The 23036-nt window shown below is 73.4% G+C and carries 24 protein-coding genes; 13 read left to right on the plus strand and 11 right to left on the minus strand.

All coding sequences use genetic code 11. The annotated features are described in order from the left end of the window. Positions 1-22: 22 nt before the first annotated feature. The gene (locus AB0B33_RS27510; RefSeq protein WP_360776943.1) at positions 23-922 is read right to left on the minus strand and encodes a LysR family transcriptional regulator; all 900 of its coding nucleotides are present in this window, start codon (positions 920-922) and stop codon (positions 23-25) included. An 82-nt stretch (positions 923-1004) separates the two neighbouring features. Here AB0B33_RS27510 and AB0B33_RS27515 point away from each other — a divergent pair, with 82 nt between their 5' ends. The 5 genes from AB0B33_RS27515 to AB0B33_RS27535 are packed head-to-tail and all read left to right on the plus strand — an operon-like array spanning position 1005 to position 6094. Beyond that, the gene (locus AB0B33_RS27515) at positions 1005-1964 is read left to right on the plus strand and encodes a cyclase family protein (protein WP_360776945.1); all 960 of its coding nucleotides are present in this window, start codon (positions 1005-1007) and stop codon (positions 1962-1964) included. Between the two features lie 9 nt (positions 1965-1973). Beyond that, positions 1974-3089 carry an FAD-dependent oxidoreductase gene (locus AB0B33_RS27520; protein WP_360776947.1) on the plus strand — a complete coding sequence of 372 codons (1116 nt, stop codon included), beginning with the start codon at positions 1974-1976 and terminating at the stop codon, positions 3087-3089. A 9-nt stretch (positions 3090-3098) separates the two neighbouring features. Continuing rightward, positions 3099-4025, plus strand: coding sequence for a VOC family protein (locus AB0B33_RS27525; RefSeq protein ID WP_360776948.1), 927 nt, complete (start codon positions 3099-3101; stop codon positions 4023-4025). Positions 4026-4028: 3 nt separating this feature from the next. Continuing rightward, complete coding sequence (locus AB0B33_RS27530) at positions 4029-4955, plus strand: fumarylacetoacetate hydrolase family protein (RefSeq protein ID WP_360776950.1); 927 nt, start codon at positions 4029-4031, stop codon at positions 4953-4955. A gap of 11 nt (positions 4956-4966) precedes the next feature. Then, positions 4967-6094 (plus strand): alpha/beta fold hydrolase, encoded by a 1128-nt coding sequence (locus AB0B33_RS27535; protein WP_360776952.1) that lies wholly within the window; start codon positions 4967-4969, stop codon positions 6092-6094. A 3-nt stretch (positions 6095-6097) separates the two neighbouring features. On the opposite strand, the gene AB0B33_RS27540 is transcribed toward AB0B33_RS27535, so the two are convergent. Continuing rightward, positions 6098-7324, minus strand: a complete 1227-nt coding sequence (locus AB0B33_RS27540; RefSeq protein WP_360776954.1) for an NAD(P)/FAD-dependent oxidoreductase — start codon at positions 7322-7324, stop codon at positions 6098-6100. A gap of 127 nt (positions 7325-7451) precedes the next feature. Here AB0B33_RS27540 and AB0B33_RS27545 point away from each other — a divergent pair, with 127 nt between their 5' ends. Then, on the plus strand, positions 7452-7934 hold the full coding sequence (locus AB0B33_RS27545) for a TspO/MBR family protein (protein WP_247022802.1): 483 nt from the start codon (positions 7452-7454) through the stop codon (positions 7932-7934). A 121-nt stretch (positions 7935-8055) separates the two neighbouring features. Here AB0B33_RS27545 and AB0B33_RS27550 read toward each other — a convergent pair whose 3' ends face one another. From AB0B33_RS27550 to AB0B33_RS27560, 3 genes are all read right to left on the minus strand, one after another. Continuing rightward, entirely contained in the window at positions 8056-8268 is a 213-nt protein-coding gene (locus AB0B33_RS27550) for a three-helix bundle dimerization domain-containing protein (RefSeq protein WP_247022803.1), read from the minus strand. A gap of 85 nt (positions 8269-8353) precedes the next feature. Then, complete coding sequence (locus AB0B33_RS27555) at positions 8354-9862, minus strand: phosphodiester glycosidase family protein (RefSeq protein WP_360776957.1); 1509 nt, start codon at positions 9860-9862, stop codon at positions 8354-8356. A 79-nt stretch (positions 9863-9941) separates the two neighbouring features. Beyond that, a complete protein-coding gene (locus AB0B33_RS27560; RefSeq protein WP_360776959.1) occupies positions 9942-10220 on the minus strand; it encodes a hypothetical protein in 279 nt (92 codons plus the stop codon). A 140-nt stretch (positions 10221-10360) separates the two neighbouring features. On the opposite strand from AB0B33_RS27560, the gene AB0B33_RS27565 reads away from it, so the two are divergent. Both AB0B33_RS27565 and AB0B33_RS27570 read left to right on the plus strand, forming a co-directional pair. Further along, positions 10361-10759 carry a hypothetical protein gene (locus tag AB0B33_RS27565; protein WP_247022806.1) on the plus strand — a complete coding sequence of 133 codons (399 nt, stop codon included), beginning with the start codon at positions 10361-10363 and terminating at the stop codon, positions 10757-10759. A 70-nt stretch (positions 10760-10829) separates the two neighbouring features. Continuing rightward, a complete protein-coding gene (locus tag AB0B33_RS27570) occupies positions 10830-12275 on the plus strand; it encodes an aldehyde dehydrogenase (protein ID WP_360776961.1) in 1446 nt (481 codons plus the stop codon). Positions 12276-12318: 43 nt separating this feature from the next. Here the strand turns inward: AB0B33_RS27570 and AB0B33_RS27575 are convergent, their stop codons facing one another. From AB0B33_RS27575 to AB0B33_RS27590, 4 genes are read right to left on the minus strand one after another with little or no spacing between them, the layout of a single operon-like run. Then, on the minus strand, positions 12319-12654 hold the full coding sequence (locus tag AB0B33_RS27575; RefSeq protein ID WP_360776963.1) for a hypothetical protein: 336 nt from the start codon (positions 12652-12654) through the stop codon (positions 12319-12321). A 9-nt stretch (positions 12655-12663) separates the two neighbouring features. After that, entirely contained in the window at positions 12664-13239 is a 576-nt protein-coding gene (locus AB0B33_RS27580) for a hypothetical protein (RefSeq protein ID WP_360776965.1), read from the minus strand. 17 nt (positions 13240-13256) lie between these two features. Next, complete coding sequence (locus AB0B33_RS27585) at positions 13257-15008, minus strand: flavin reductase (protein ID WP_360776967.1); 1752 nt, start codon at positions 15006-15008, stop codon at positions 13257-13259. Further along, complete coding sequence (locus AB0B33_RS27590; protein ID WP_360776969.1) at positions 15005-15847, minus strand: fumarylacetoacetate hydrolase family protein; 843 nt, start codon at positions 15845-15847, stop codon at positions 15005-15007. The genes AB0B33_RS27585 and AB0B33_RS27590 overlap by 4 nt, the downstream gene beginning before the upstream one ends. 108 nt (positions 15848-15955) lie before the next feature. On the opposite strand from AB0B33_RS27590, the gene AB0B33_RS27595 reads away from it, so the two are divergent. From AB0B33_RS27595 to AB0B33_RS27610, 4 genes are all read left to right on the plus strand, one after another. Continuing rightward, entirely contained in the window at positions 15956-16645 is a 690-nt protein-coding gene (locus tag AB0B33_RS27595; RefSeq protein ID WP_360776971.1) for a GntR family transcriptional regulator, read from the plus strand. Positions 16646-16697: 52 nt separating this feature from the next. After that, positions 16698-17741 (plus strand): amidohydrolase family protein, encoded by a 1044-nt coding sequence (locus AB0B33_RS27600; protein WP_360776973.1) that lies wholly within the window; start codon positions 16698-16700, stop codon positions 17739-17741. Then, positions 17738-18679, plus strand: a complete 942-nt coding sequence (locus AB0B33_RS27605) for an amidohydrolase family protein (protein ID WP_360776975.1) — start codon at positions 17738-17740, stop codon at positions 18677-18679. Before AB0B33_RS27600 ends, AB0B33_RS27605 begins: the two co-directional genes overlap by 4 nt. A gap of 115 nt (positions 18680-18794) precedes the next feature. Continuing rightward, a complete protein-coding gene (locus tag AB0B33_RS27610) occupies positions 18795-19271 on the plus strand; it encodes a DUF4231 domain-containing protein (RefSeq protein ID WP_360776977.1) in 477 nt (158 codons plus the stop codon). A gap of 35 nt (positions 19272-19306) precedes the next feature. Here AB0B33_RS27610 and AB0B33_RS27615 read toward each other — a convergent pair whose 3' ends face one another. After that, positions 19307-20767 carry a hypothetical protein gene (locus tag AB0B33_RS27615; RefSeq protein ID WP_247022808.1) on the minus strand — a complete coding sequence of 487 codons (1461 nt, stop codon included), beginning with the start codon at positions 20765-20767 and terminating at the stop codon, positions 19307-19309. A gap of 14 nt (positions 20768-20781) precedes the next feature. Then, complete coding sequence (locus AB0B33_RS27620; protein WP_360776979.1) at positions 20782-22278, minus strand: PKD domain-containing protein; 1497 nt, start codon at positions 22276-22278, stop codon at positions 20782-20784. A gap of 315 nt (positions 22279-22593) precedes the next feature. On the opposite strand from AB0B33_RS27620, the gene AB0B33_RS27625 reads away from it, so the two are divergent. After that, positions 22594-22731, plus strand: a complete 138-nt coding sequence (locus AB0B33_RS27625) for a hypothetical protein (RefSeq protein WP_360776981.1) — start codon at positions 22594-22596, stop codon at positions 22729-22731. The last annotated feature ends 305 nt before the right edge of the window (positions 22732-23036 follow it).

Raw genomic sequence — 23036 nt, forward strand, 5'->3', positions numbered from 1 at the left:
GCCCGCGTCGGGCACCGGGTCCCTACGCCGCCGCGGTGGCGGCCGCCCGGACCACCAGGTCCCGCAGGTACCGGTGCTCGGGGTCGTCGTCGTGGATGGGGTGCCACCACATCGCCTCGACCAGCTCGCCCGCGTCGAACGGGCACGGCAGCACGCGGATCCCCGACGACGGCGGGATCCGCCCGGCCAAACGGCGCTGCAGCAGCGCGATCCGATCCGAACCCGCCACGAGACCGGGAATGGTCAGGAACGTCTCCGTGACGATCTGCACCCGCGGCTCGATCCCGAGCGTGCGCAGGCGGCGCGCGGCCGGTGTCGACGCCGTCGGGCCGTGGTAGGTCACCACCCACGGGAGCGTCTCGAGCTGCTCGATCGTCAGCCGGTCGCCGACGTCGGCGTTGGTGGTCGCGACCAGGCAGACCCACTCGTCGCGGTAGAGGTCCTGGTGGGGGAGCTCGGCGAGCAGGAAGCCGTGGGGGAGGACCAGCAGGTCGGCGTTCACCAGCACCTGGGGCGCGTCGTCGACCGTCTCCGGGATGTTCGGCACGAACCGCAGCCGGGCGCCCGGGGCCTCCTCGGCGAGCAGGCGAGCGATCGTGTCGCCCAGGACGACGATCGTGTAGTCGCTGATCAGGAGCTTGAACTCGCGGGTGGACGAGCCCGGGTCGAAGTCGGGGGCCGCCGCGAAGACGCGTTCGACGCCCGGGAGCGCCGTCTGGACGCGCTCCTTCAGGCGGATGGCCAGCGGCGTCAGCCGGTACTGGTTGCCCGTCCTGGCCAGCAGCTCGTCGCCGAAGTGGCGGCGCAGCCGCGCGAGCTGCGCCGAGACCGCCGGCTGGCTCAGGCCCAGCCGCTCGGCCGCGCGCGACACGCTGCGCTCGCGCAGCAGCGCGTCCAGGGTGACGAGGAGGTTGAGATCCACTCCGCCACTATCCACCACGCTGATACTCCGTATCAACGATTTCGTCTTCCTGAATACCCCGTGGCTGCCCGACAGTGAACGGGTGGATCGCACCGACCCCGAAAGCGCCATCGCCGCCGCTGCCGCCCGCTGCTCCAACCGCGGCCGGTGGGGCGACGACGACGTGCTCGGCACCCTGAACTTCCTCGACGACGCCAAACGCCGTGCGGGCGCCGCGCTCGTCCGCCGGGGCGCGAGCTTCTCGCTCGCCCAGACCTTCGACGCCGACGGCCCGCAACGGGGCTGGCGCCGCCGGACCAACCCCGTGCACACGATGCTGGACACCGGCGTCGACGCCGAGCGCGGCACCCAGGGCTTCCCGCACGGCCTCGGCGGCGCCGACGACGTCGTCTTCATGCCGCTGCAGGCCTCGACCCAGTGGGACGGCCTCGGCCACATCTTCGACCACGGCCTCGCCTACAACGGCCGCCGGGCCGGGGACGTCGTGACCAGCGAAGGCGACCGCGTCACCGGCATCGAGACCACCGCCGGGCGGATCGCCGGCCGCGGGGTGCTGCTCGACGTCGGCCGCGCGCTCGGGGACGGTGAACTGCCGGACGGCTTCGCGATCACCGCCGAGCACCTCGACGCGACGATCACCGCGCAGGGCGAGACCGCGCGCGTCGGCCGGGGCGACCTGCTGCTGGTGCGGACCGGCCGGCTGGCCCGCGCCCGCCGCGAAGGCTGGGGCGACTACGCCGGCGGCGACTCGCCCGGGCTGTCGTTCACCACCGCGGACTGGCTGCACCGCACGGAGATCGCCGGGATCGCGACCGACACCTGGGGGTTCGAGGTGCGGCCCAACGAGTTCGACGTCGCCTTCCAGCCGCTGCACCAGGTCGTCATCCCGCACGTCGGGCTGTTCCTCGGCGAGATGTGGGACCTCGACGCGCTGGCGGCCGACTGCGCCGCCGACGGCGTCTTCGAGTTCTGGCTGACCGCCGCACCCCTGCCGGTGACCGGGGCCGTCGGCGCCCCGGTCGCGCCGATCGCCGTCAAGTAGGAGGCCGCCATGCCCGCCGTGAACACCGTCCTCGTGGTCGGCGCCGGCCTCGCCGGGACCGGCACCGCGATCCTGCTCGCCTCCCGCGGCGTCGCCGTCGACCTCGTCGAGACCCGGCCCGCGATCGGCGCCGGGGGATCGGGCATCACGTTGCAGGGCAACGCCTTGCGCGTGCTGCGCGACCTCGGCGTGTGGCCCGCCGTGCGGGCCGGGGGCTACTGCTTCGACAGCCTGGGCCTGCGCGCGCCGGACGGCAGCCTGCTGGCCGAGTTCCCCGACGCCCGCACCGGCGGCCCGGACCTGCCCGCGACGCTGGGGATGCCGCGGCCCGCGCTCGCCCGCGTCCTCGGGGACCGAGCCCGCGAGGCGGGTGCGAAGATCCGCTTCGGGCTGTCGCCGACCGAGCTCACCGAGGACGGCGACGTCACCTTCTCGGACGGCTCGACCGGCCGCTACGACCTGGTCGTCGGCGCCGACGGGATCCGCTCCGCGACGCGCGGGCTGCTCGGCATCGACGCCCGGACCCGCGCGACCGGGATGGGGATCTGGCGCGCGTTCGGCCCGCGGCCGGCGTCGGTGACGCGGACGGACCTCTGCTACGGCGGCCCGTGCTACATCGCCGGCTACTGCCCGACCGGCGAGGATTCGCTGTACGCCTACGTCGTCGAAAAGGCCCGGAACCGGAGTTTCCTGACCCCGGAGCAGCGGCTCGCGACCCTGCGGGACCTCGCGGCGGGCTACCACGGCCCGTGGGACGAGATCCGCGAGACGCTCGTCGACCCGGCCCGCGTGAACTACACGTGGTTCGAGACCCACGTCGTCCCGCCGCCGTGGCACCGCGGCCGCGTCGTGCTCATCGGCGACGCCGCGCACGCCTGCCCGCCGACGCTGGCCCAAGGCGGCGCGCAGGCCCTCGAAGACGCCGCGGTGCTCGCCGAGCTCCTGTTCGCCGCCGACGCGCTCGACGACGACCTGCTGGCCGCGTTCACCGCCCGCCGGTACGGCCGCGCGCGGGCCGTCGTCGACGCCTCGAACCAGCTCGGCCAGTGGCTGCTCGACGGCGTCCGCGGGGACGTCCCCGGCCTGATGCGCGAGATCGCCACCCTCGTCACCCCACCCGCCTGAGAGGAACCCATGATCACCCACCTGCGGCACGTCGACCTCGCTGTGCCCGACCTGGCCCGGCAGCGGGACTTCTTCACCGGCGCCTGGGGGCTGTCCGCCGAGCACACCGACTCGGGGATCGCCTTCCTCGCCGCCGAAGGCTCGCCGGAGCAGTACGTCGTCCGGCTCCGCGAGGCGGCCGACAAGCGCATCGACCTCGTCGCGTTCGGGGTGGCCTCGGTGTCCGATGTGGACACGCTGGCGGAGCGTCTCGCCGTCGCCGGCGTCACCTTGGTCTCCGAGCCGGGCAGCATGACCACGCCTGGCGGCGGCTACGGGTTCCGGTTCTTCGACAACGAGGGCCGCACGATCGAGGTCAGCGCCGACGTCGCCGTGCGCCGGCACCGCAAGATCGAAGCGGGCGAGCACATCCCGGTCCGGCTGTCCCACGTCGTCCTCAACTCCACGAACCCCGAGGAGACCCGCGCCTTCTACGAGAAGCACCTCGGGTTCCGGCTTTCGGACATCCTCATGCACCCGCGGATGGGTGAAATGATGTGGTTCCTGCGCATCAACTCCTGGCACCACAGCCTCGCCATCGCGCGCGGCCCGCACCCGTCGCTGCACCACGCGTCCTTCGAGCTGCGCGGGCTCGACGAGTACATGCGCGGCACCGGGAAGCTGCTGCGCGCGGGCGTCGAGAAGATCTGGGGCCCGGGCCGGCACCTGGCCGGCAACAACACCTTCTCCTACTTCCTCGACCCGCACGGCAACACCGTCGAGTACACGACCGAGCTGGAGCTGGTCGACGAGGACGCCTGGCACCCGCACCTCTACGACTTCAGCGACCCCGCGGTGAGCGACCAGTGGGGCACGGCGAACGCGATGGACGAGTTCGTCGCCCGCAAGTCGTTCAACGACCCGGACCGGGGCCTGTTCCTCGCGCCGCCGGTCTGAGCCGTGCGCTTCGCCACCTACCGCCACGACGGCGGCACGCACGCCGGAGTCGTCGCCGGCGACGGACTCCACCCGCTGCCCGAAGGCACCACCGTCCTCGGGCTCGTCCGAACAGGACTGCCCACCGCGCTGGCACTGGGGGAGCACGCGTTGGGCGCGCCCGCGGTGCCGATCGAGCGGGTCCGGCTGCTGCCGCCGCTGGACCCGCCGACCGTGCGCGACTTCGTCACCTTCGAAGCACACGTCGAAGGGATCGCCGGCGGCGTCGTCCCGGAGTGGTACGAGGCCCCGACGTTCTACTTCACCAACCCGTACGCGCTCGTCGGCGCCCACGACGACGTGCCGGTGCCACCGGGCTCGCGGGCGTTCGACTTCGAGCTGGAAGTCGCCGCGGTGGTCGGCCGCGACGGCTCGTCGCTGACCCCGGCCGAGGCGCGCGACGCGATCTTCGGTTACACGATCCTCAACGACTGGTCCGCGCGGGACCTGCAGCGCCGCGAGATGAAGGTCAACCTGGGGCCCGCCAAGGGAAAGGACTCCGCGACGACGCTGGGGCCGTGGCTGGTCACCGCCGACGAGCTGGCGCCGTTCCGCGACGCCGAAGGCTTCCTGTCGCTGGAGATGCGGGTGTCGGTCAACGGCACCGAAGTCGGCCGCGACTCGCTGGCCCACATGGGCTGGCCGTTCGAAGACCTCGTTTCCTACGCCTCGCGCGGCACGTGGGTCCGGGCCGGCGACGTGCTCGGCTCGGGCACCTGCGGCAACGGCGGCTGCCTCGCCGAACTGTGGGGTCGTGGCCGGGAGGTCCCGCCGCTCGCACCCGGCGACGTCGTCGAGATGACCGTCGACGGGCTGGGCACGATCCGCAACACCGTCGTCGCCGGCCCCGGCCTGCCACCCGTCGCGCCCGCGCGGCGGCGAACCTCCTGAAAGGACAGTCCGTGTTCGAGTACTTCCCCGGCAACTACGTCTGGAACCTGGGCGTCGTCGCGACGCTCAACAGCGGCGGCCTCATCGACGAGGTCGACCGGGCCTGCCGTCCCATCAAGGAAGCCGCGCAGCGCGGGGAAGACGCCGGGACGGCCGACTTCCTGCGGGCCTGGACCGAGCTGACCGACGAGCTCGCGGACCGGGCCGGGGAAGCCGAGCGGGCCGGGCACGTCCGGACCGCCAAGCAGCTCTACGCCCGCGCCACCAACTACCTCTGCCAGGCCGAGCGGATGCAGAGCGCGTCGGCGCCGGGCCGGCTCGACACCTACCGGCGCGTGCTCGCGCTGCAGGAGAAGGCGTTCGAGACGGTCACGCGCGTCGAAGTCCCGTACGAGGGCACCACGCTGCCCGCGTACTTCAGCCGCGCGGGCACCGGCCGGGCGCCGGTGGTGATCATGTGGAACGGGCTGGACTCCACCAAGGAGCACATGTACGCCTCGCGCCACTGGGCGGAGCTGGCGGCGCGTGGGATCTCGTGCCTGATGGTCGACTGCCCGGGTTCGGGGGAGGCGCTGCGCCTGCAGGGGCTCACCGCCCGCGTCGACACCGAAGCCTGGGCGGCGGCGTGCGTCGACTACCTCGAAACCCGCGACGACGTCGACCCGGCCCGCGTCGGCCTGGTCGGCTGGTCACTCGGCGGCTACTACGCGCCCCGGGCGGCGGCGTTCGAGAAGCGGCTCGCCCTGGTCGTGGCCTGGGGCGCGAACCACGACTGGGGTGCCGTGCAGCGCCGCCGGCTGCAGCGCGAAGGCGAGCGCCCGGTGCCGCACTACTGGGAACACGTGCTGTGGGTGTGGGGGCACGACGACCTCGGGCGGTTCATCGACTTCGCCGACGCGGTCACCCTCGACGGCGTCGTCGAGAAGATCACCGTGCCCTTCCTGATCTGCCACGGTGAGAACGACCGCCAGATCCCGCTCGAGTACGCCCACCGCTCCTACGACCAGGCGACGGCGAGCCCGGACCGGCGGCTGCGGATCTTCACCGCGGCCGAAGGCGGCGCCGAGCACATCGGGCTCGACCACCTTTCCCACCCCAGCACCTACATCGCCGACTGGGTCGCCGACGTCTTCCGCTGAGCGTCAGGACCGGTCGGCCAGCAGGGCGCGCGCGGTCCGGCCACCCGAGGCGAGCGCGCCCTGCAGCGAGCTCGTGTCGCGGTGGTCGCCGCACACGTAGATCCCGTCACCCCAGCGGACCTCGCGGCGGATCGGGTGCGGCGCGGGCATGGCCGGGAGCGCGTGCGGGATCTCGTACCGGCCGATGACCGGCCAGCGGGTCGCGTCGGTGCGGTACATCCGGCCGAGCGCCCGCCGGACCTCGGGCTCGGCGACGGGCGTCAGCGTCGACGCGCTCACCAGGGCGCCGCCCGGTGGCGCGTAGGACGGGCACACTTCGCTGAGCACCGCCGTGTTCACGACGGGGCCGCCGCGGGCGTCGACCATGATGACCGGCTCGTGCGACGGGCGCCGGTCCGGCGCGAAGTACCACGTCGTCACGCCGTTCCAAAGCGGTTCGGCGACGCCGTCGACCAGCCGCGACGCGGTCGTGCCGTCGGTCGCGACGACGATCGCGCGGGCGGTCCAGACGTCGCCGCCCGCGGTGCGCACCTCGCCGGGCCCGATCCGGTCGACCGGCGTGCCGGTGCGCACCGAGCCGGCGGGCAGGCGGGCGGCCAGCTGCCGGGGGAGTGCGCCCATGCCTTCGGCGGGCAACGACGGCGCGGAGCGCAGGAAACTCCGCCAGACCAGCCGGAAGAACCGGCTCGACGTGCTGAGCTCGGCTTCGAGGAAGACGCCGGACAGGAAGGGGCGCAGCACGGTGGCCACGGCCCGGTCGGACAGCCCGGCCCGGCCCAGCTCGTCGGCGGTCGTCCCGTCGTCGCCGCGCACGATCGAGCGGGCGGACCCGGCGGCGACGCGGGCGGAGAGCGCACCGAGGGCGGCGAGGTCCTTCGCGGAGAGGTACCGGCGGGCGGCGACGTCCCGCAGCGCCTTCGGAGCGTCGAGCGGGTGGCCGAGCAGCGAGACCCGGTCGTCGTCGGCGACGCGGACCGCGCGCCAGAACCGGCCGAGGCGCAGGGCGTCGACGTCGACGAGCCGCCGGATCGCCGGGTAGGCGGGGTTGAGGACCTGGAAGCCGCGGTCGAGCCGGAAGCCGTCGACGACGTCGGTGCGCACGCGCCCCCCGACGTCGTCCCCCGCCTCCAGCACGGCGCACTCGACACCGGCCTCGTGCAACCGCCGGGCGGCGGCGAGCCCGGCAAGCCCCGCGCCGATGACGACGACGTCCGTTTCGTGGGTGGTCATGGATCGATACTGCATCGGATCGGCCCGCGGCGCATCGGACGTGAGTAGTGTTCATCGCGCGATTCCGCGATGGCGGCCTTAGGCTTCGGTGACCGCGCATCGGCCGTGCATCGAGAGGTGAACCGACGTGACGACCCTGCCCCGTTCTCGCCCCGCCCCGGTGGCGGTCCTGGCCGGCTTCCTCGCCGCGGTGGCGGCGGTGGCCGTCGTGGGCGGCCTCGCGGCAACGAGATCGAGGGAGGTCTACGGCGCGCTGGTCCAGCCGCCGTGGGCTCCGCCGTCGTGGCTGTTCGGTCCGGTGTGGACGGTCCTGTACATCCTGATCGCGATCTCGGGCTGGCTGTTCTGGCGAGCGTCGGGGACCCGCCGGGAGTTCGCCTGGTACGCGGCGGGGTTGGTCTTGAATGCGGCGTGGACACCGTTGTTCTTCGCGGCGGGCGCTTACACGGTGGCGCTGGTGGAGATCGTGGTCCTCGATGTGGTGGTCGCGGGAACGCTGGTGGTGTTCCGCCGCCGCTCCCCGCTGGCGGCGGGTTTGCAGCTGCCGTACCTGGCGTGGACGCTGTTCGCGACGGCTCTGAACGCGGCGATCGTCTTCCTCAACCCGTGAGAGTGGCCTGAGGGCGCAGGCTCGCCGCGGGTTCATCGCCGGTGCGCCCACCGCGCGTTCATCGCCGCCTCCCGCGACCGGGCCGTCCCCCCGCTGGCCGGTCTCAGTCGTCAAGCCTGTCTCAGCGCGTCCCCAGCGCCGCCCGGACCGCTCGTTCCACCAGGATCGGCACGAACGCGTGGATGCGCGCCCCGGCGAAGCGGGCTCGTTCGTGGTCGACCAAGTCGTGCAGGCGGGGGCGGGCGATGTTCGCGTAGTCGTGGCCCAAGCGGTCCTCCAGCTGGGCGAAGTGGGTGTCGAGCGCTGCGGAAGCCATCGTGTCGAGCGTGCTCATCGTTCACCTTCCGGTTGCCGTCGTACCGGGAACATGCCCCGTGAGACGGCCGGAAGGTGAATCGCAGGTGAACACCGGACTTCGGTCAGCGGCGGGGCAGCACCACGACCGCGTCGCCGACCGGGCGCTCGCCCGTCGCGTCCGAGGGTGAGCTGACGAGTTTGCCGTCGATCGCCATCGCCGTCGAGCCGCCGCCGTCGAGGTTGATCGCCTCCACCGCGCCCAGGCGCTTCAGCAGCTCGGCGCCCTCCACCAGCGACAACCCCTCGCTGTAGCCCGGCTGGCGGCCGTCGGCGGTGACGATCAGCAGGCGGCCGCGGCGGTCGAGGCCGACCATCGTGCGCGGGTTGCGCTTGACGCCCCAGCCGTAGACGAACGACGGGTCGCCGGGGTGCACGATGCCGTCCGCCGCCGCGTTCACCGACACCCGGCCGTTGCGGACCAGCCACGGGCCGCCGTTGACCACGCCCGCCGGGTGGACCGGGTGGCCGTCCGCGAAGATCCGCGTGTCGACGCGCAGCCGGGTGCCCGGCCGCGCGTGCGCGGTCAGCCACGTCGCCGCCGCGCCGGTGCCCTGGACCGTGTGGCCGGCCGCCGGCACGTCGCCGCCCGGGGGCCGCAGCGCGGTGACGACGTCGCGGGCGTCGAGCACGGCTTCGACGCCGTCACCCGCCGGGGTGGGGGTGCCGAGCTGCGGGGTGAACAGCACCAGCTCGTCCGGGTGGGTGCAGGTCGTGTCGTGCAGCGGCCGGTCGGTCGGGACGTCGCCGGGCTCGCCGCAGTTGCGGATCACGCCCGGCTTGCGGTTGACGCCGTTCACGGGGTGGCCGCCGACGGTGACCGCGGTGCGCGGGACGCCGATCGACGGGCGTTCGCCCAGCAGCAGGGCGGGCCGTCCGGTGGTGGCCTCGCTCTGCAGCAGCCCCTGGTAGACGCCGGCGCCGGCGGGCTCGCCGGGGATGCCGTCGCGCGGGTCGATGACGAAGAACCCGCCGTTGGCCCCGACCAGCGCCCCGGCGGCGGCGGACAGCGCCGACGTCGTGCGCCGCCCCGCCACGGACTCCCCGTGCGAGGCCGCGACCCGCCCGGTGAACCGCTTCGGGTCGACGACGGCGACGCGCACGCGCTGCGGGCCGCCGGCTTCGGGGCCGTCCTGCCCGGTCCACTCGACGCCACCGCCGAAGCCGTTCGCGCTCATCGCGCTCGCGGTGGCGGCCGCCTGCGCCCGGTCGGTGAAGGAGCCGACGCGCACCCGCCAGCCGAGCGGGCCCCGGGGCGTGTCGGCGAACGCGGGCCAGTCGACCCGCTCGGCACGCGCGTCGAAACCCTTGGCCCGCAGCGACGTCACGAGCGCGTCGGCGTGCTCGCGGGTGCCGAGCGCGGACGGTGGCGCGTCGGGGTCGGGGCTCGACCCGCCGGGCACCTGCGCGGTGATCGTCCAGGTGTTGTGGCCGGTGCCTTCGCCGGTGAAGGTGGTGTAGACCGTCACGCCCGGCGCGAGCTCGCGGCCGCCGGTCGCGGCGGTGGCGGGGGTGCTCAGCGCGGCGGTGAGCGCGGCGGACAGGAACAGCGCGGCGGGCAGCTTCGTCTTCACGCGGGGCAACGTACCGGGCGCAGCCGGCTTCTTCCCCGGTTCCGGCCGAATTCCCGGTGTACGCCGGGCGGCGCCGGGCCTACCGCTCGCCGGCCAGGAACTCGGCCGCCCACCGCAGCGCCGTCGTGCAGGCCTCGGCCTCGCTGCCGCGGAAGTGCTCGACGACGTCGCCGCCGGACCACAGCATCAGCGCCACCGTGCCGGGGCGGATCGGGGTGAGGCCGAGGAGCCGCCGGTCGCCGTTGCGGTCGAGAGCGCGTTCGGCGGTGAGCCACTGCCCGGTCGTGCCGGTGCGGGTCACCACCCAGTCCGGGTCCGCGGCCAGGTCGGTCACGGACCGCGGTGCTTCGGCGTACATGGGAACTAGCCTGACACAACTTCGGCGACGAGGTGTTCATCCGGTGAACGGAAGCTGAACACGTGGCGCGGTTCGGCCGGGGGACCGAGGTGATCGTTTACGGTGTGCCGACCTGGGGGCCGCGACCGCAGGGAGCCGTCATGCCCACCCGCACCACCGTGGCCGACTGGACGATCACCGCGTCCGGCGACACCGCGACGTTCACCCACGCCGTGTCGGCGCCGCTCGTGTCGGACGGCCGCGGGTTCGCGGTCGCGGAGACCGACCTCGCCGCGTTGGACAAGGTGCTGGGCGAAGTGATGAAGCTGCCGGTCTACTGGCTGGCCCGCGGCCGCCGGGACGCCGAGGCGGGCGAAGCGGCCGTGTGGTCCGAGCCGCGCTACGACGCCGAGGACGAGTCCGTCCACTTCGCGGGTCCGTGCCGGGTGGCCGAGCCCGGCTTCGCCGTCGACCTGGTCCACCTGCGCGGGCTGCGGATCCGGATCGCGTCCTTCCGGGCCGCGGGCGCATGGCGTCCGCAGCACCGCACGAACGGATAATCGGCCTTCCCCCGGCGCTGCTTTACTGGCGGCAATGCCCGCGTCGGTGGTCGAAGGACGGAGTCGGACCGTGGAGCTGGTCTACGAATCCCTGTACATCGGCGGCAAGTGGGTCGCGCCTTCTTCGGCCCGGACGATCGAGGTCGTTTCGGCCAGCACGGAGCAGGTCATCGGCCGGGTGCCGGAAGCGGCCGAAGCCGACATCGACGCGGCGGTGGCGGCGGCCCGGACCGCGTTCGACGACCCGGTCGGCTGGAGCTCCTGGGAGCCGGCCGAGCGCGCGGCGGTGATGGAGCGGCTGGCGGTCGCGCTCGACGCGCGGGCCGGGGAGACGGCGCGGCGGGTGAGCAGCCAGAACGGCCTGCCGATCTCGATCGCCAACGCCGTCGAGGGCGGGTTCCCGCAGCTGATCCTGCGCTACTACGCGGGCCTGATCCGGACCGCGGTGCTCGACGAGGCCCGCGACGGGCTGCTGGGCGGCAAGGTCCGCGTGCGGCGGACGCCGGTCGGGGTGGTCGGCGCGATCGTGCCGTGGAACCTGCCGATGACGCTGGCCGCGTTCAAGCTCGGCCCGGCGCTCGCGGCGGGGTGCACGCTGGTCCTGAAGCCGAGTCCGGGCACGGTGCTGGACGCGCAGCTGTTCGCCGAGGCGGTCGACGAGGCCGGCTTCCCGCCGGGGGTGATCAACGTCGTGCAGAGCGGCCGCGAGGGCGGCGCCCACCTGGTGTCGCACCCGGGCGTCGACAAGGTCGCGTTCACCGGCTCGACGGCGGCCGGCCGGCAGATCGCCGAGACGTGCGGCAGGCTGCTGCGCCCGGTGACGCTCGAGCTGGGCGGCAAGTCCGCGGCGATCGTGCTGGACGACGCCGACCTGAGCGCGAACCCGCAAGACCTGTTCCTGTCGACGATGGTCAACAACGGCCAGACCTGCCACCTGACCACCCGCATCCTGGCGCCGGCGAGCCGCTACGACGAGATCGTCGAGACGTTCACCGGCTTCGCGGCCGGCCTCGCGGTGGGCGACGCCCTCGACCCGGCCACCCAGATCGGCCCGCTGGCCTCGGCGGCCCAGCGCGAGCGCGTCGAGGGCTACATCGCGAAGGGCCTGGCCGAAGGCGCCCGCCTGACCACCGGCGGCGGCTGCCCGGCCGGGCAGCCCCGCGGCTGGTTCGTCGAGCCGACGGTGTTCGCCGACGTGGACAACCACTCGACGATCGCCCGCGAGGAGATCTTCGGCCCGGTCCTGTCGATCATCAAGTACGAGACCGACGAAGAGGCGATCACCCTCGCGAACGACTCCCCGTACGGCCTCGGCGGCACGGTCTGGACCACGGACCCGGCCCGCGGCCAGGCGGTCGCGAGCCGGATCCGCACGGGAACGATCGGCGTGAACACGTACACGGTCGACCCGGCGGCTCCTTTCGGCGGGGTGAAGGATTCGGGGCTGGGCCGGGAGCTGGGCCCGGAGGGGCTGACCGCTTACCAGGCGCTGCAGTCGATGCACCTGCAAGCCTGAGCGGCTCGGCACCCGAACTCGGCGGGATCGCCGTCCAGCTTGCTCAAGCGCCGTCGTGGGCGTCGGTCATCAGCTCCGCCAGGTCTTCCGGTGCGAGGAACGACGGCGGGGGCGGTGGGCCCCACGCGTACAGGCTCTTCTCCCCGGCGACGACGCGGGGTTCCCAGAGCTGGTCCTCGAGGATGCAGTCGATGTCGGAGTAGTACTCGGAGAAGTTCCCGGCCGGGTCGCGCAGGTACCAGAAGAAGTTCGAGCCGATGTAGTGCCGGCCCAGGCCCCACGTGTGGCGTTCCGGGTGGCCCTGCAGCATCGCGGTGGCGCCGCGGCCGACCTCGTCGACGTCGTCGACCTCCCACGACGTGTGGTGCAGGAAGCTCACCGGCGCCTGCTACACCAGCACGTTGTGGTGATCCGTGGAGCAGCGCATGAACGCGGCCAGCCCCGGGGCTTCGTCGCTGACCTTGAAGCCCAGGCCCTCGGTGAAGAACCGCTGGGTCGCCGCCTGGTCGGTCGAGCCGAACACGACGTGGCCGAGCTTGCGCGGCCGCACCGGCGGCTCGCGGTCGATCCCGGGAGCTCGGACGTTCGCGCGCCGCACCGAGCCGGGCTGGTTGTAGGCCACGGGTTCCGGCGGTTCCTGACGCAGGCGGGGCGCGACCGAAACGACGACGTCGAGCCCGGTGACCGGGTCCTTCGTGTGCAGTTCGTCGCCTTCGACGCGGCTTTCGACGTCGAGGCGCGCCAGCGACGCGGTGATGCGGCCCAGGTCGTCGGGGTCGTCGGCGCCGATACCGAGGGTCAGCAGCCGGCGCTGCCGGGTCCGGCGCAGCTCCAGCTGCTCGCCGCCGTCGGCGGTGGCGAAGCCGGAATCGGTCGGCGTCAGGCCGAATTCCGTGTAGTACTTGGCGGTTTCGTCGACGTCCGGGACGCCGATGGTGATCTTGGTGAGGCGGTGCAGGCTCATGCCGGTTCCTCCGGGGCTCAGACGAGCGGGGTGATCTGGTCGTCGCGGCCGAGCAGGGCCTTGCCGTAGACCTCGTAGTTGACCGCGGGCAGCACGATCGCGTGCCGGGCGGCGACCGCCGAGTCGCGCCAGATCCGCTGCAGCGGGTTGACGTCGGCGAAGCTGCCCGCGCCGTGTGCGGAGAGCAGGACGTCGATCGCGCGGGTGATGTTCTCGACCGCCCAGCCGGTGTCGGCGCGGGTCCGGGCGCGGGCTTCGACGCCGGGGTAGGTGCCCGCCGCCGACGCCGCGTCGATGTCGTCGGCCGCCCGGTAGGCGTGCAGGTGCGCGGTGTCGATCCGCAGCGCTGCTTCGGCGAGCTGCAGCTGGAAGGCCACGGAGTCGGCCTGGGTCGCGTACGTCGTGTACGAGATCGCTTTGCGGGGCGCCTTTTCGCGCACCAGCTCCAGCGCCTTGCGGCCGAGACCGAGCTGCGGGCCGGCCAGCACGAGCGTGAGCACGGGGACGAGCGCGGCGCGGAACACGTCCTCCTCGGGCGCGTCGACCGCGTACTGCCCGCCGATGGCGGGTGGCACCGACATCACGCGGTTTTCGGGCACGAAGACGTCGTCGGCGATCAGGCAGTTGGACCCCGACGAGCGCATCCCGGCGACGAACCACGTGTCCTCGAAACCGAGCTCGGTGCGGGGGAGCAGGGCCATGCCCTGGTCGACGACCTCGCCGCGCTCGTCGGTCAGCGGGATGCCGAGCGCGGCCCAGTCGGCGTGCCAGGAGCCGGAGTTGTAGTACCAGCGGCCGGTGACGCGCCGTCCACCGTCCACTTTGGTCGTTTCGGCGGTCGGGGCGAGCACACCGGACACCTTCGCGCCGGGGTTCGCGCCCCAGATGTCGTCCTGCGCCTGCCGGCTGAACAGGCCGGCGAGCCACGCGCAGACGTTGCTCAGCGCGACGACCCAGGCGGTGCCGCCGTCGGCTTCGGCGACCGCGGCGGAAACGTCGAGCATCGCGCGGACCGGGAGCCCGTACCCGCCGTAGCGGCGGGGCTGGGCGATTTTGAACGCGCCGACGTCGGTCAGCGCGGCGATGCTCTCTTCGACGACGCGCCGGTCGGCCTCCCCCTGGGCGGCGTTCTTCTCCAGCAGCGGCCGGATGTCGGCGATGCGGGCGAGGAGCTGGTCGAGGGTGGGCGCGGGCTGTTCGGTCGCGAGGGTCATGACGGCGGTGTCCTTCCGAGGCGGGTCAGCGGGCGCAGGCGGCGATCTGGTCGGTGATGAGCGGGCGCGGCCGCTCGGCGTAGCGGGAGTGGGTGCCGAACGTGCGGTGGGCGTAGACGAGCGGTGGCAGCTCGGCCCGGCCGAGCGCGGTGACCAGGCCGAACAGCAGGAGGTGGTCGCCGGCCTCGACGACCGCTCCAGGTCGCAGGCCACCCAGCCGGCGGCGTCGCGCAGCCGGGGCAGGCGGTCGTCGGTGAACCAGGCGGTCTCGCCGCCGAAGCGGTCGGCGCCGCGGGTGGCGAAGCGGACGGCGAGGTCGTCCTGGCCCTGGCCGAGCAGGTTCACGCCGAACCGGCCCGCGTCGAGGATCTCGGCCAGCAGCGCCGATCGCCGGTCGAACGCGACGCTCACCAGCGGCGGGTCGAGGGAGAGCGAGGTGAACGAGCTGACGGTGGCGCCCCGCGGGCCGTCCGCGGCGGTCGTGGTGACGACCGTGACCGGCGCGCAGACCGCGGCCATCACCGCGCGGAACCGGTTCGCGTCCACGGTGGTCATGCCGGCTCGGTGAACCGGTGGCGCATCGAGCCGATGCCTTCGACCGTGGTGACGAGTTCGTCGCCGGCGGCCAGGAACCGCTGCGGGCTGCGGGCCACGCCGACGCCGGCCGGGGTGCCGGTGAAGATCACGTCGCCTGGCCGCAGCGGCAGGGTGGCCGAGAGCCGCGCGACCAGCTCGGGCACCGAGAAGACGAGGTCGCTGGTGCGGCCCTTCTGCACGGACTCGCCGTTGACCGCACAGCTGAGCTCGAGGTTGTCGCGGTCGGCGAACTCGTCCGGGGTGACCAGCCACGGCCCGGTCGGCCCGAAGCCGGGCGCGGACTTGCCGAGGCTGAACTGCGGGGCCGGGCCGGCCAGCTGCACCGTCCGGTCGGAGAGGTCCTGGCCGGCGGTCAGCCCGGCGACGTGCTCCCAGCCGCGCTCGGCGGGCACGTTGCGCGCCTCGCGGCCGATGACGGCGACGAGCTCGACCTCCCAGTCCACAGTGGACCCGGTGAGCGCGATCCCGCCGTACGGTCCGGTGAGGCAGCTGGGGAACTTCGTGAACACGGCGGGGGCGTCCGGCAGGCCGAGGCCGGACTCGGCCGCGTGGTCGCGGTAGTTCAGCCCGACGCCGAAGACCTGCGACGGCGTCGGCGACGGCGCCCGCAGCGCGGCCTCGTCGAACGCTTCGGCTCCGGTGGCCGGGCGACCGGCCGCCCATTCGGTGAACTCGTCCCAGCGGGCGTAGACGGCGTGGGGGTCGGCGGAGAAGCGCTGCGCACTGGCGCGCTCGACGTCGACGGCCCCGTCCCCCGTGAGGAGGACGAGCCGGCCGGCGAGGTTGGCGATCCGCATTGAAGGCCTTTCGATCGAGGGGCCGATGCCACCTCATACTCTGCTCGCAATATCCGACTGTCAAGGTAAGAATCGATTCTTGTGTGGAGAGTGTGTTACCGTCTCGGCATGGCGAAGAGAGCGGGTGGCGAAAGCCTGGCCGTGTCGGTGTACTCCCGGCTGCGATCGGCGGTCCTCAACGGCGAACTGGTCCCGGGAGAGCGGCTGAAGCCGGCCGACCTGAGCACCGAGTTCGGGGTCAGCCTCAGTGTCGTGCGCGAAGCGCTGGGCCTGCTGGCGGCCAAGGACCTCGTGCAGGTCGACCGCAACCGCGGGTTCCGCGTGACGCCGCTGTCGATGCAGGCGCTCGCCGACCTCACCGAGGCGCGGGCGATCAACGAAGGCTCGGCGCTGCGGCTTTCGGTGCAGCGCGGCGGCGTCACCTGGGAGTCCGAGGTACTGGCCGCGCACCACCGGCTCGCCGGGCAGCCGATGCTCCTGACCGGGCCGCCCGTGCGGCGCAACGAGGAGTGGGCCCGCGCGCACCTGGAGTTCCACCACACGCTGATCAAGGCGTGCGGCAACGCGGTGCTGCTCGACATCTGCACCCGGCTCTCCGACGCGGCCGAGCTCTACCGCGCCTGGTCCGGTCCCGGCGGCGAAGAACGGCACCGCGACGTCGCGGGCGAGCACCAGGGCCTCGTGGACGCGGCCTTGGCGCACGACCCCGACCTGGCGGTCGAGCGGTTCGAAGCGCACATCAACCGGACGCGGGAGATCGTGATGGAGTCCAGCTTCGGCGTCGAGCCCGCCTCGTGAGCCCGGCCGGGATCCACGACTCGCTCCCCACCTGGCTACCCGGGAAGGACTCATGACCAAGACCGCTTTGACCGGCGTGCGCGTCTTCGACGGCACCGGCCTGACCGAACCCACGACGGTCGTGCTCGACGGCGCGGTGCTCGGCGGCGACGCGGCCGGTGCCGAAGTCGTCGGCTGCGCCGGCGCCACGCTGCTGCCCGGCCTCTTCGACGCCCACGTCCACCTGCTCACCCCGGACGACCTGAGCGCGCTCGCCGCGCACGGGATCACCACCGCGCTCGACATGGCGTGCTGGCCCCGCGAGCGCGTCGAGTCCTTCCGCGGCCGGGTGCCCGACATCCGCAGCGCGGGCGTGCCCGCGATCGGACCGGGCGGCAACCACGCGAAGATGCCCGGCATGCCCGCGGAGGCGATCCTCACCGCACCCGGGCAGGCGGCGGGGTTCGTCGCGCACCGTGTCGCCGAGGGCTCCGACTACATCAAGGTCGTCATCGAGGGCGACCTGCTCGGCCAGGCGACCATCGACGCCGTCGTCGCCGAAGGCAAGGCGCACGGCAAGCTCACCGTCGCCCACGCCTCGTCGGTCGACGCCTACCGCCGCGCCGTGCGGGCCGGGGCGGACGTCGTCACGCACGTCCCGCGCGACGGCGTCCTCGACGCCGAGACCGCGGCCCGGATGGCGGCGCAGGGCCAGGTCGCCGTGCCCACGCTGACGATGATGGCGGCGCTGACGACCAAGCTCGGCGCCGAGGGGTACGAGGCCAGTCGCGGCTCGGTCGCGGCGTTGCACGCGGCCGGCGTGCCGATCCTCGCGGGCACGGACGCGTTTTCCGCGCCGATGCTGCCCTTCCCGGTCGTGCAGGGTGCGAGCCTGCACGACGAGCTGGTGCTGCTGGCCGGCGCCGGGCTGTCCGAAGTGGACGTCCTGCGTGCGGCCACCGAGCTGCCGGCCCGGCACTTCGGGTTCGCTGACCGCGGCGCCGTGCGGGAAGGGCTGCGGGCGGATCTGGTGCTCGTCGACGGCGACCCGACCCGGGACATCACGGCGACGGCGAAGGTCCGCCGCGTCTGGGCGGCCGGCGAGGTGGTCGCGTGAGCGGGCTGGTCGACGTCCACGCGCACTTCCTCACCCCGGGGTACGTCGAAGCCGCGATCGCGGCCGGGCACGGCTCGCCGGACGGCATGCCCGGCTGGCCCACCTGGGACTCCGCGCGGCACCTCGCACTGATGGACCGCTGGGGCATCGGGGTTTCCCTGCTGTCGATCTCGTCGCCGGGCGTCCACTTCGGCGACGACGCCGCGGCGCGGACGCTCGCGCGGCACGTCAACGACACCGGCGCGGAGGTCCGTCGAGCCCACCCGGACCGGTTCGGGCACTTCGCGTCCCTGCCCCTGCCTGATGTGGACGGTGCGCTGGCCGAAATCGCTCACGCCGTCGAAGAACTGGGCTGCGACGGTGTCACGATCGAGACCAACGCGGCCGGCCGCTACCTCGGCGACCCGGCGTTCGCTCCCTTGTGGACGGAGCTGGACCGCCGCGGGACGCCGGTGTTCGTGCACCCCACGTCACCGCCGCACGCGGCGGAGATCGCGCTCGGCAGGCCGCGGCCGATGCTGGAGTTCCTCTACGACACCGGCCGTGCGGTGAGCGACCTGGTCTTCGCGGGCGTGGCGGCGCGCTACCCGGGGATCCGGTGGATCTTCACCCACGGCGGCGGGGTGCTGCCGCTGCTGGCCGAGCGTCTGGAGCTGTTCCGCACGGCGTTCGCGGGGGAGTCCGGCGGGCGGCCGGTGCCCGAGCAGATCGGCGAGCTGTGGTTCGACATCGCGGGAACCCCGTTCCCGCACCAGGTCCCGGCGTTCGAGCGCGCGTTCGGCACCGACCGGCTGCTGTACGGCAGCGACTTCTGCTGGACCCCACCAGCGGCGGTGGACGCCCAGCTGGCGAGCATCGACGCGGCCCCGCAGCCGCCGGGGACGACGTGGCGGGAGCTGACGAGCCGCAACTGCTCGAAGCTGTTCCCGCGGCTCTGACGCGGGAGGTTCCGGGGAGGACGCCGGGCCGGCTCGGAGCCCACCTGGCCCGGCGTGGCCGACGCGATGGTGCCGATGGTCCGGTGAAGGCTGCTCGAGGCGCTACTGTCGCGCCATGGATTCGGGTAGTTCGCGCGCCGAGGGCGCCGTTGATCCGTGGGATGAGCCGGATCCCGCGCTGGCCGTCGCGCTGCGGGAGCTCGGCTGGTACCGGCGCAACGCCGACCGGAACCGGCTGGCGAACCGCGTCACCGAGGTCGCCTTGCTGCTCGGCTCCGCGGCCACCACCGTCGCCGCCGCGCTCGGGGCCGTCGCCTGGGTGACCGCCGTGCTGGCCGCCACCACCCTGGTCGTCACCGGGTTGCGGCGGTCCTTCGACTGGCACGAGAACTGGGTCGAGTTCATCGGCCGCTGGTCGGAGCTGCGGCGCGTCGTCCACCAGTACCGCCTGCTCCCCGAAGACCGCCGCGGCGAGGCGGACCGGCGGGCGCTGCTCGCCGCCGTCGACGAGATCGTCACCTCCGAGACCCAGCGGTGGGCGTCCCGGCGGCGCAAGCTCCAGGAAAACCCCGGCCAGGGCCCGTCGGCCTGACGCCGGTGCCCGGTTCGCGGACACCGGCGCCGGGGTCAGCGGGTGCGGACCGCCGTCGTGCCGAGCAGCTCGTTGTCCTCGGGACGGGCGTCGCCGGGGTAGGGGGCGTCGATGCTCGCGACGACCTTGAACGCCGCCTTGCCCGCCGCGACGTCCGCCGCCGTGTACGTGTACGCGAAGGGGAACACCGTCTTGCGGCCCGCCGCCGCCGGCACCCACTGCTCCGACTGCCCGACCTGCTGGTAGTAGGTGCCCTGGTCGTTCAGCCGGTACAGCGTGACCGTGACGGTCTCGTCGTAGCGGGCGTTCGCCACCGACACCTTGATCTGCTTGGTGTCGTCGACCCTCGCCTTGGCCGGCACGACGAAGTCCGACAGCGCGACGTCGTGCGTTTCGACCTTCAGCGTGCCGGCGCCGGTTCCGGTGCGGCCGTCGGCGGTCGACCCGGTCACCTCGACCCGGTAGGTGCCGTCGGCCGCGTAGCGGTGGGTGATGGGCGCGCCGGTGATGGGGGCCGAGCCGCCGTCACCGAAGCGCACCTCGCCGCTGACGAACGGCCGGTTCAGGCTGTCGCCGGTGGACGGGGTCATGGTGACGTCGGAGTACACCGTCGGGGTGTCGGGGTAGGTGTTGACCCACGGCGAAAGGGGCGGCGCCACCTCGAGTTCGATGTTGTACAGCGACGCGGCGTCGACATCGTCGGCGACGCGGATCCGGTACGTCTCCCCGGCGACGCCGGAGAACACGGCCGGGCGGCGGTCGCCGGAGGCCACGCAGTCCACTTCGGACAGCGCGTCCGCGGCCGTGCCGCGGTACACCGTGATGCCCGGGCCCCAGTCGTACATCGCCCGCACGCTCACCGGCCGGGTGCGGTCCGGGGTGAACCGGAACCACACGGACCGCTCGGCGGCCGGGTCGCAGCTCGGCTTGACCTCGCCGGGCTCGGCCGAAGCCACCGTCAGGTCGCCGGCGTACTGCCCGGGCACCGTGACCGCCGGGCCGGTCGCGAAGTCGTCGTTCGGCGCCGGCGGCACCGCGGCGAACCCGACGGTCAGGTCGCCCTGGTTGTACTGCTGGGCGAGCAGGACGTGGTAGGTCGTCCCGGCGGTGGCGTGGAACGTCGCCGAGCCGGGGTTGCTCCACGCCGCGCAGGCGCCCGGCACCTGCGTCAGCGCCCCGCGGTCACCGGTGTAGACCGCGACGAACGGCCGCGAGGAGGTGCTCGACGACGGCGTCACCCGGACGATCGCGTCCGCGGCGGCGGTGTAGTCGTACCAGACGTTCCAGGTGGTGTAGGTCCCGCACGGCGTCGGGTCGCCGGGCGCGGTCGTCGCCTCGCGGGCGTCCTGGGACGCCTGGAACGGCAGCGCGGTGACGGGCGTGGCGGACCCGAAGTCGTCGTTGGACGGCGCCGCCGCGTGGGCGACGCCGGGAGCCAGCAGCGCGGCCGTGGCGGCCACGAGGCCCGCGAGCAGCGGGCGGATGGACGGTTTCATGGTGTTCCCCCTGGTCAGACGGCGGCGATGCGCGTGGCGGGCGGCTTGACGGTGGTGGCGATGGAGACCGCCGTGTTGTCCGCCGGGAAGGCGTCTTCCGCCGGGTACTGCAGCCGGACGTCGGCGCGGAACGCGACCTTGCCGGACAGCGCGTCGCCGGGGCCGAAGGTGTAGGAGAAGGGGAACCGGACCTTGCCGGTGGCCCGCGCGGGCACCTGGAGCGTGAGCTGGCCGACGTCGGTCCAGGAGTCCCCGGACAGCTTGGACAGCGCGACTGTGACCGTCTCGGCATACCGCGTGTTGGTCACGTCCACGGAGATCGGCTTGCTTTCCCCCTGCCGCGCCGAGGTGGGCACGACGAACTTGGCGATCCCGACGTCGTGCGTGAGCACCGTGATCGGGACGTCGACCGTCTTGGTGCGCCCGTCGGGCGACTTCGCGTGGAGCGCGGCCGGGTAGACGCCGTCGGCCGCGTAGCGGTGGTACACGGTGTCCTCGCCGACCGGGGCCGACTTGCCGTCGCCGAAGTCCCACGTCCCGCCGAGCGGCCGGTCGATCGCCTGGTACGAAGACGCGGAGAAGCCGACGTTGCCGAACACGGTCGCGGACGTCGGCGACACGTACACGTACGGGTCCAGCGGCGGCGCCGTGGCCAGTTCCAGCTCGACCGGCCCGTAGCCGCGGTGGGGCCCGGTCACGCGGACGGCGTAGCGGGTGCCGGCCGCCGCCCCGAACGCGACCGGGTCGCCGGAGCTCCGCTTGCACGTGACCTGCGTCAGCTCCGCCAGCGAGTTCCCGGCGTACACGGTGACGGCGGCGGCCCCGTCGACCCGCGCGGTGAGCGAGCGCGCCGCGTCCGCTGCCGGCAGGGAGTACCAGACCGAGGGCTGGGCCTCGTCGTCCACGCAGGTCGACGCCGGCTCCCCGGCCTCGGTCGAGGCGAGCGAGAGGTCCGGCTGCCGCGTGAACGGCAGGGCGGTCACCGGCTCGGCGTCGGCGAAGGCGTCGTTGGCCGCCGGCGCGATCGTGTCGAGCGCGAACGACAGCGCGCCGCCCGGGGTCTCGATACCGGAGACCTGGAAGGAGTAGGTCGTCCCCGCGGTGGCCCGGAAGGTGATGGTGGCGTCCGTCCCGTAGTCGCAGCCGTCGGCCACGGGCTGCAGGTGCCCGCGCGCCCCGGTGCTCGCGGACAGGACGGTGCGGTGGTCACTGCCCGTCGTCGTGGCGCGCAGCAGGCCGTCCTGGGTCGCGGTGTACCGGAACCAGACCGTCCCGCTCGCCGCGTCCCCCTCGCACCAGACCGGGTCGTCGGCCGCTTCGGTGGCCCCGCCGGTGTCCTCCTGCGCGGTGAACGGCAGCGCGGCGACGGCGGCCGGGCTGTCGAAGTCGTCGTTGGCCGGCGCCGCCGCGGCGTGCGCGACCCCCGGCACCGCGGTGGCCAGCGCCGCGGCCAGCACGGCGACCACGGCCGTCCGCCCTCCCGAGCCGCTCGAGCGTGAAGAAAACAGCACGATTCGTTCCCCCTCGTGAACTTCCCCGCCCCCATGACGAAGATCCCTGCCGGACGTATCGGCGCTGCGCCGCCCGATGTGACCGGGTCGGGGCGGAATTAGACCGGATGCCGCAACGGCCGGGCACCGGCTGACAAAACCGGACACCCGGTGAGGGGCACGTTCACGGCGAATCGGGCTCTCGGCGGCCGCCTGTTGCTACGCTGGCAGGGCGACAGGGCTTCTTCCCGTCAACTTCCGGGCACCGGCTCGGGAGCCCCGGGGAAACCCGGGGTAGCTGGTCCGCGCGAGCGGGCCACAACCACGGAGAAGCCCATGGCGCATCGGAAGTTCCACCGGGAGAAGAAGACGACGAAGCTGCGCGTCGCGGCAGCCATCAGTCCGTTCGTCATCGCCCTGACACTGGTCGAGCAGGTCGTGAACCTCATCAACCAGCTGAAGGATCTCTGGTGACGGGCCCGGACCAACCCCCCCTCGTCGGGGCCCGGAAGTACTTCGATGTGCCCCCACTCCGGCGTCCGGCCCCGGGTGGCCACGGGCACACTTCCGGGTGCGGTCGGGCAACCGCCGTCCCCCTTGCGCGCGTGGCCGAAAGGCCGTTGACGGCTTCGTGCTTTGATGGACGTTCAAGAAAGATTCACGGGGAGGTAGGGCGCCATCAGCAACCCGTTGGTCGCGGAGACCAAGGACTCGACCAAGGCGTACTCGGGCATCTCGCTGCTGGAGTCGGCGAACGACCTGAAGTCCGCGATCGAATC

This window comes from Amycolatopsis sp. NPDC049159 (genome assembly GCF_040648295.1).
Lineage (GTDB): Bacteria > Actinomycetota > Actinomycetes > Mycobacteriales > Pseudonocardiaceae > Amycolatopsis > Amycolatopsis pretoriensis_A.

Bases quoted from the DNA above. Each gene is read 5' to 3' on its own strand.
- AB0B33_RS27520 (WP_360776947.1), top strand. From the start codon at position 1,974: ATGCCCGCCGTGAACACCGTCCTCGTGGTCGGCGCCGGCCTCGCCGGG.
- AB0B33_RS27525 (WP_360776948.1), top strand. From the start codon at position 3,099: ATGATCACCCACCTGCGGCACGTCGACCTCGCTGTGCCCGACCTGGCC.
- AB0B33_RS27540 (WP_360776954.1), bottom strand. From the start codon at position 7,324: ATGACCACCCACGAAACGGACGTCGTCGTCATCGGCGCGGGGCTTGCC.
- AB0B33_RS27550 (WP_247022803.1), bottom strand. From the start codon at position 8,268: ATGAGCACGCTCGACACGATGGCTTCCGCAGCGCTCGACACCCACTTC.
- AB0B33_RS27560 (WP_360776959.1), bottom strand. From the start codon at position 10,220: ATGTACGCCGAAGCACCGCGGTCCGTGACCGACCTGGCCGCGGACCCG.
- AB0B33_RS27565 (WP_247022806.1), top strand. From the start codon at position 10,361: ATGCCCACCCGCACCACCGTGGCCGACTGGACGATCACCGCGTCCGGC.
- AB0B33_RS27580 (WP_360776965.1), bottom strand. From the start codon at position 13,239: ATGAGCCTGCACCGCCTCACCAAGATCACCATCGGCGTCCCGGACGTC.
- AB0B33_RS27585 (WP_360776967.1), bottom strand. From the start codon at position 15,008: ATGACCACCGTGGACGCGAACCGGTTCCGCGCGGTGATGGCCGCGGTC.
- AB0B33_RS27590 (WP_360776969.1), bottom strand. From the start codon at position 15,847: ATGCGGATCGCCAACCTCGCCGGCCGGCTCGTCCTCCTCACGGGGGAC.
- AB0B33_RS27595 (WP_360776971.1), top strand. From the start codon at position 15,956: ATGGCGAAGAGAGCGGGTGGCGAAAGCCTGGCCGTGTCGGTGTACTCC.
- AB0B33_RS27600 (WP_360776973.1), top strand. From the start codon at position 16,698: ATGACCAAGACCGCTTTGACCGGCGTGCGCGTCTTCGACGGCACCGGC.
- AB0B33_RS27610 (WP_360776977.1), top strand. From the start codon at position 18,795: ATGGATTCGGGTAGTTCGCGCGCCGAGGGCGCCGTTGATCCGTGGGAT.
- AB0B33_RS27615 (WP_247022808.1), bottom strand. From the start codon at position 20,767: ATGAAACCGTCCATCCGCCCGCTGCTCGCGGGCCTCGTGGCCGCCACG.
- AB0B33_RS27625 (WP_360776981.1), top strand. From the start codon at position 22,594: ATGGCGCATCGGAAGTTCCACCGGGAGAAGAAGACGACGAAGCTGCGC.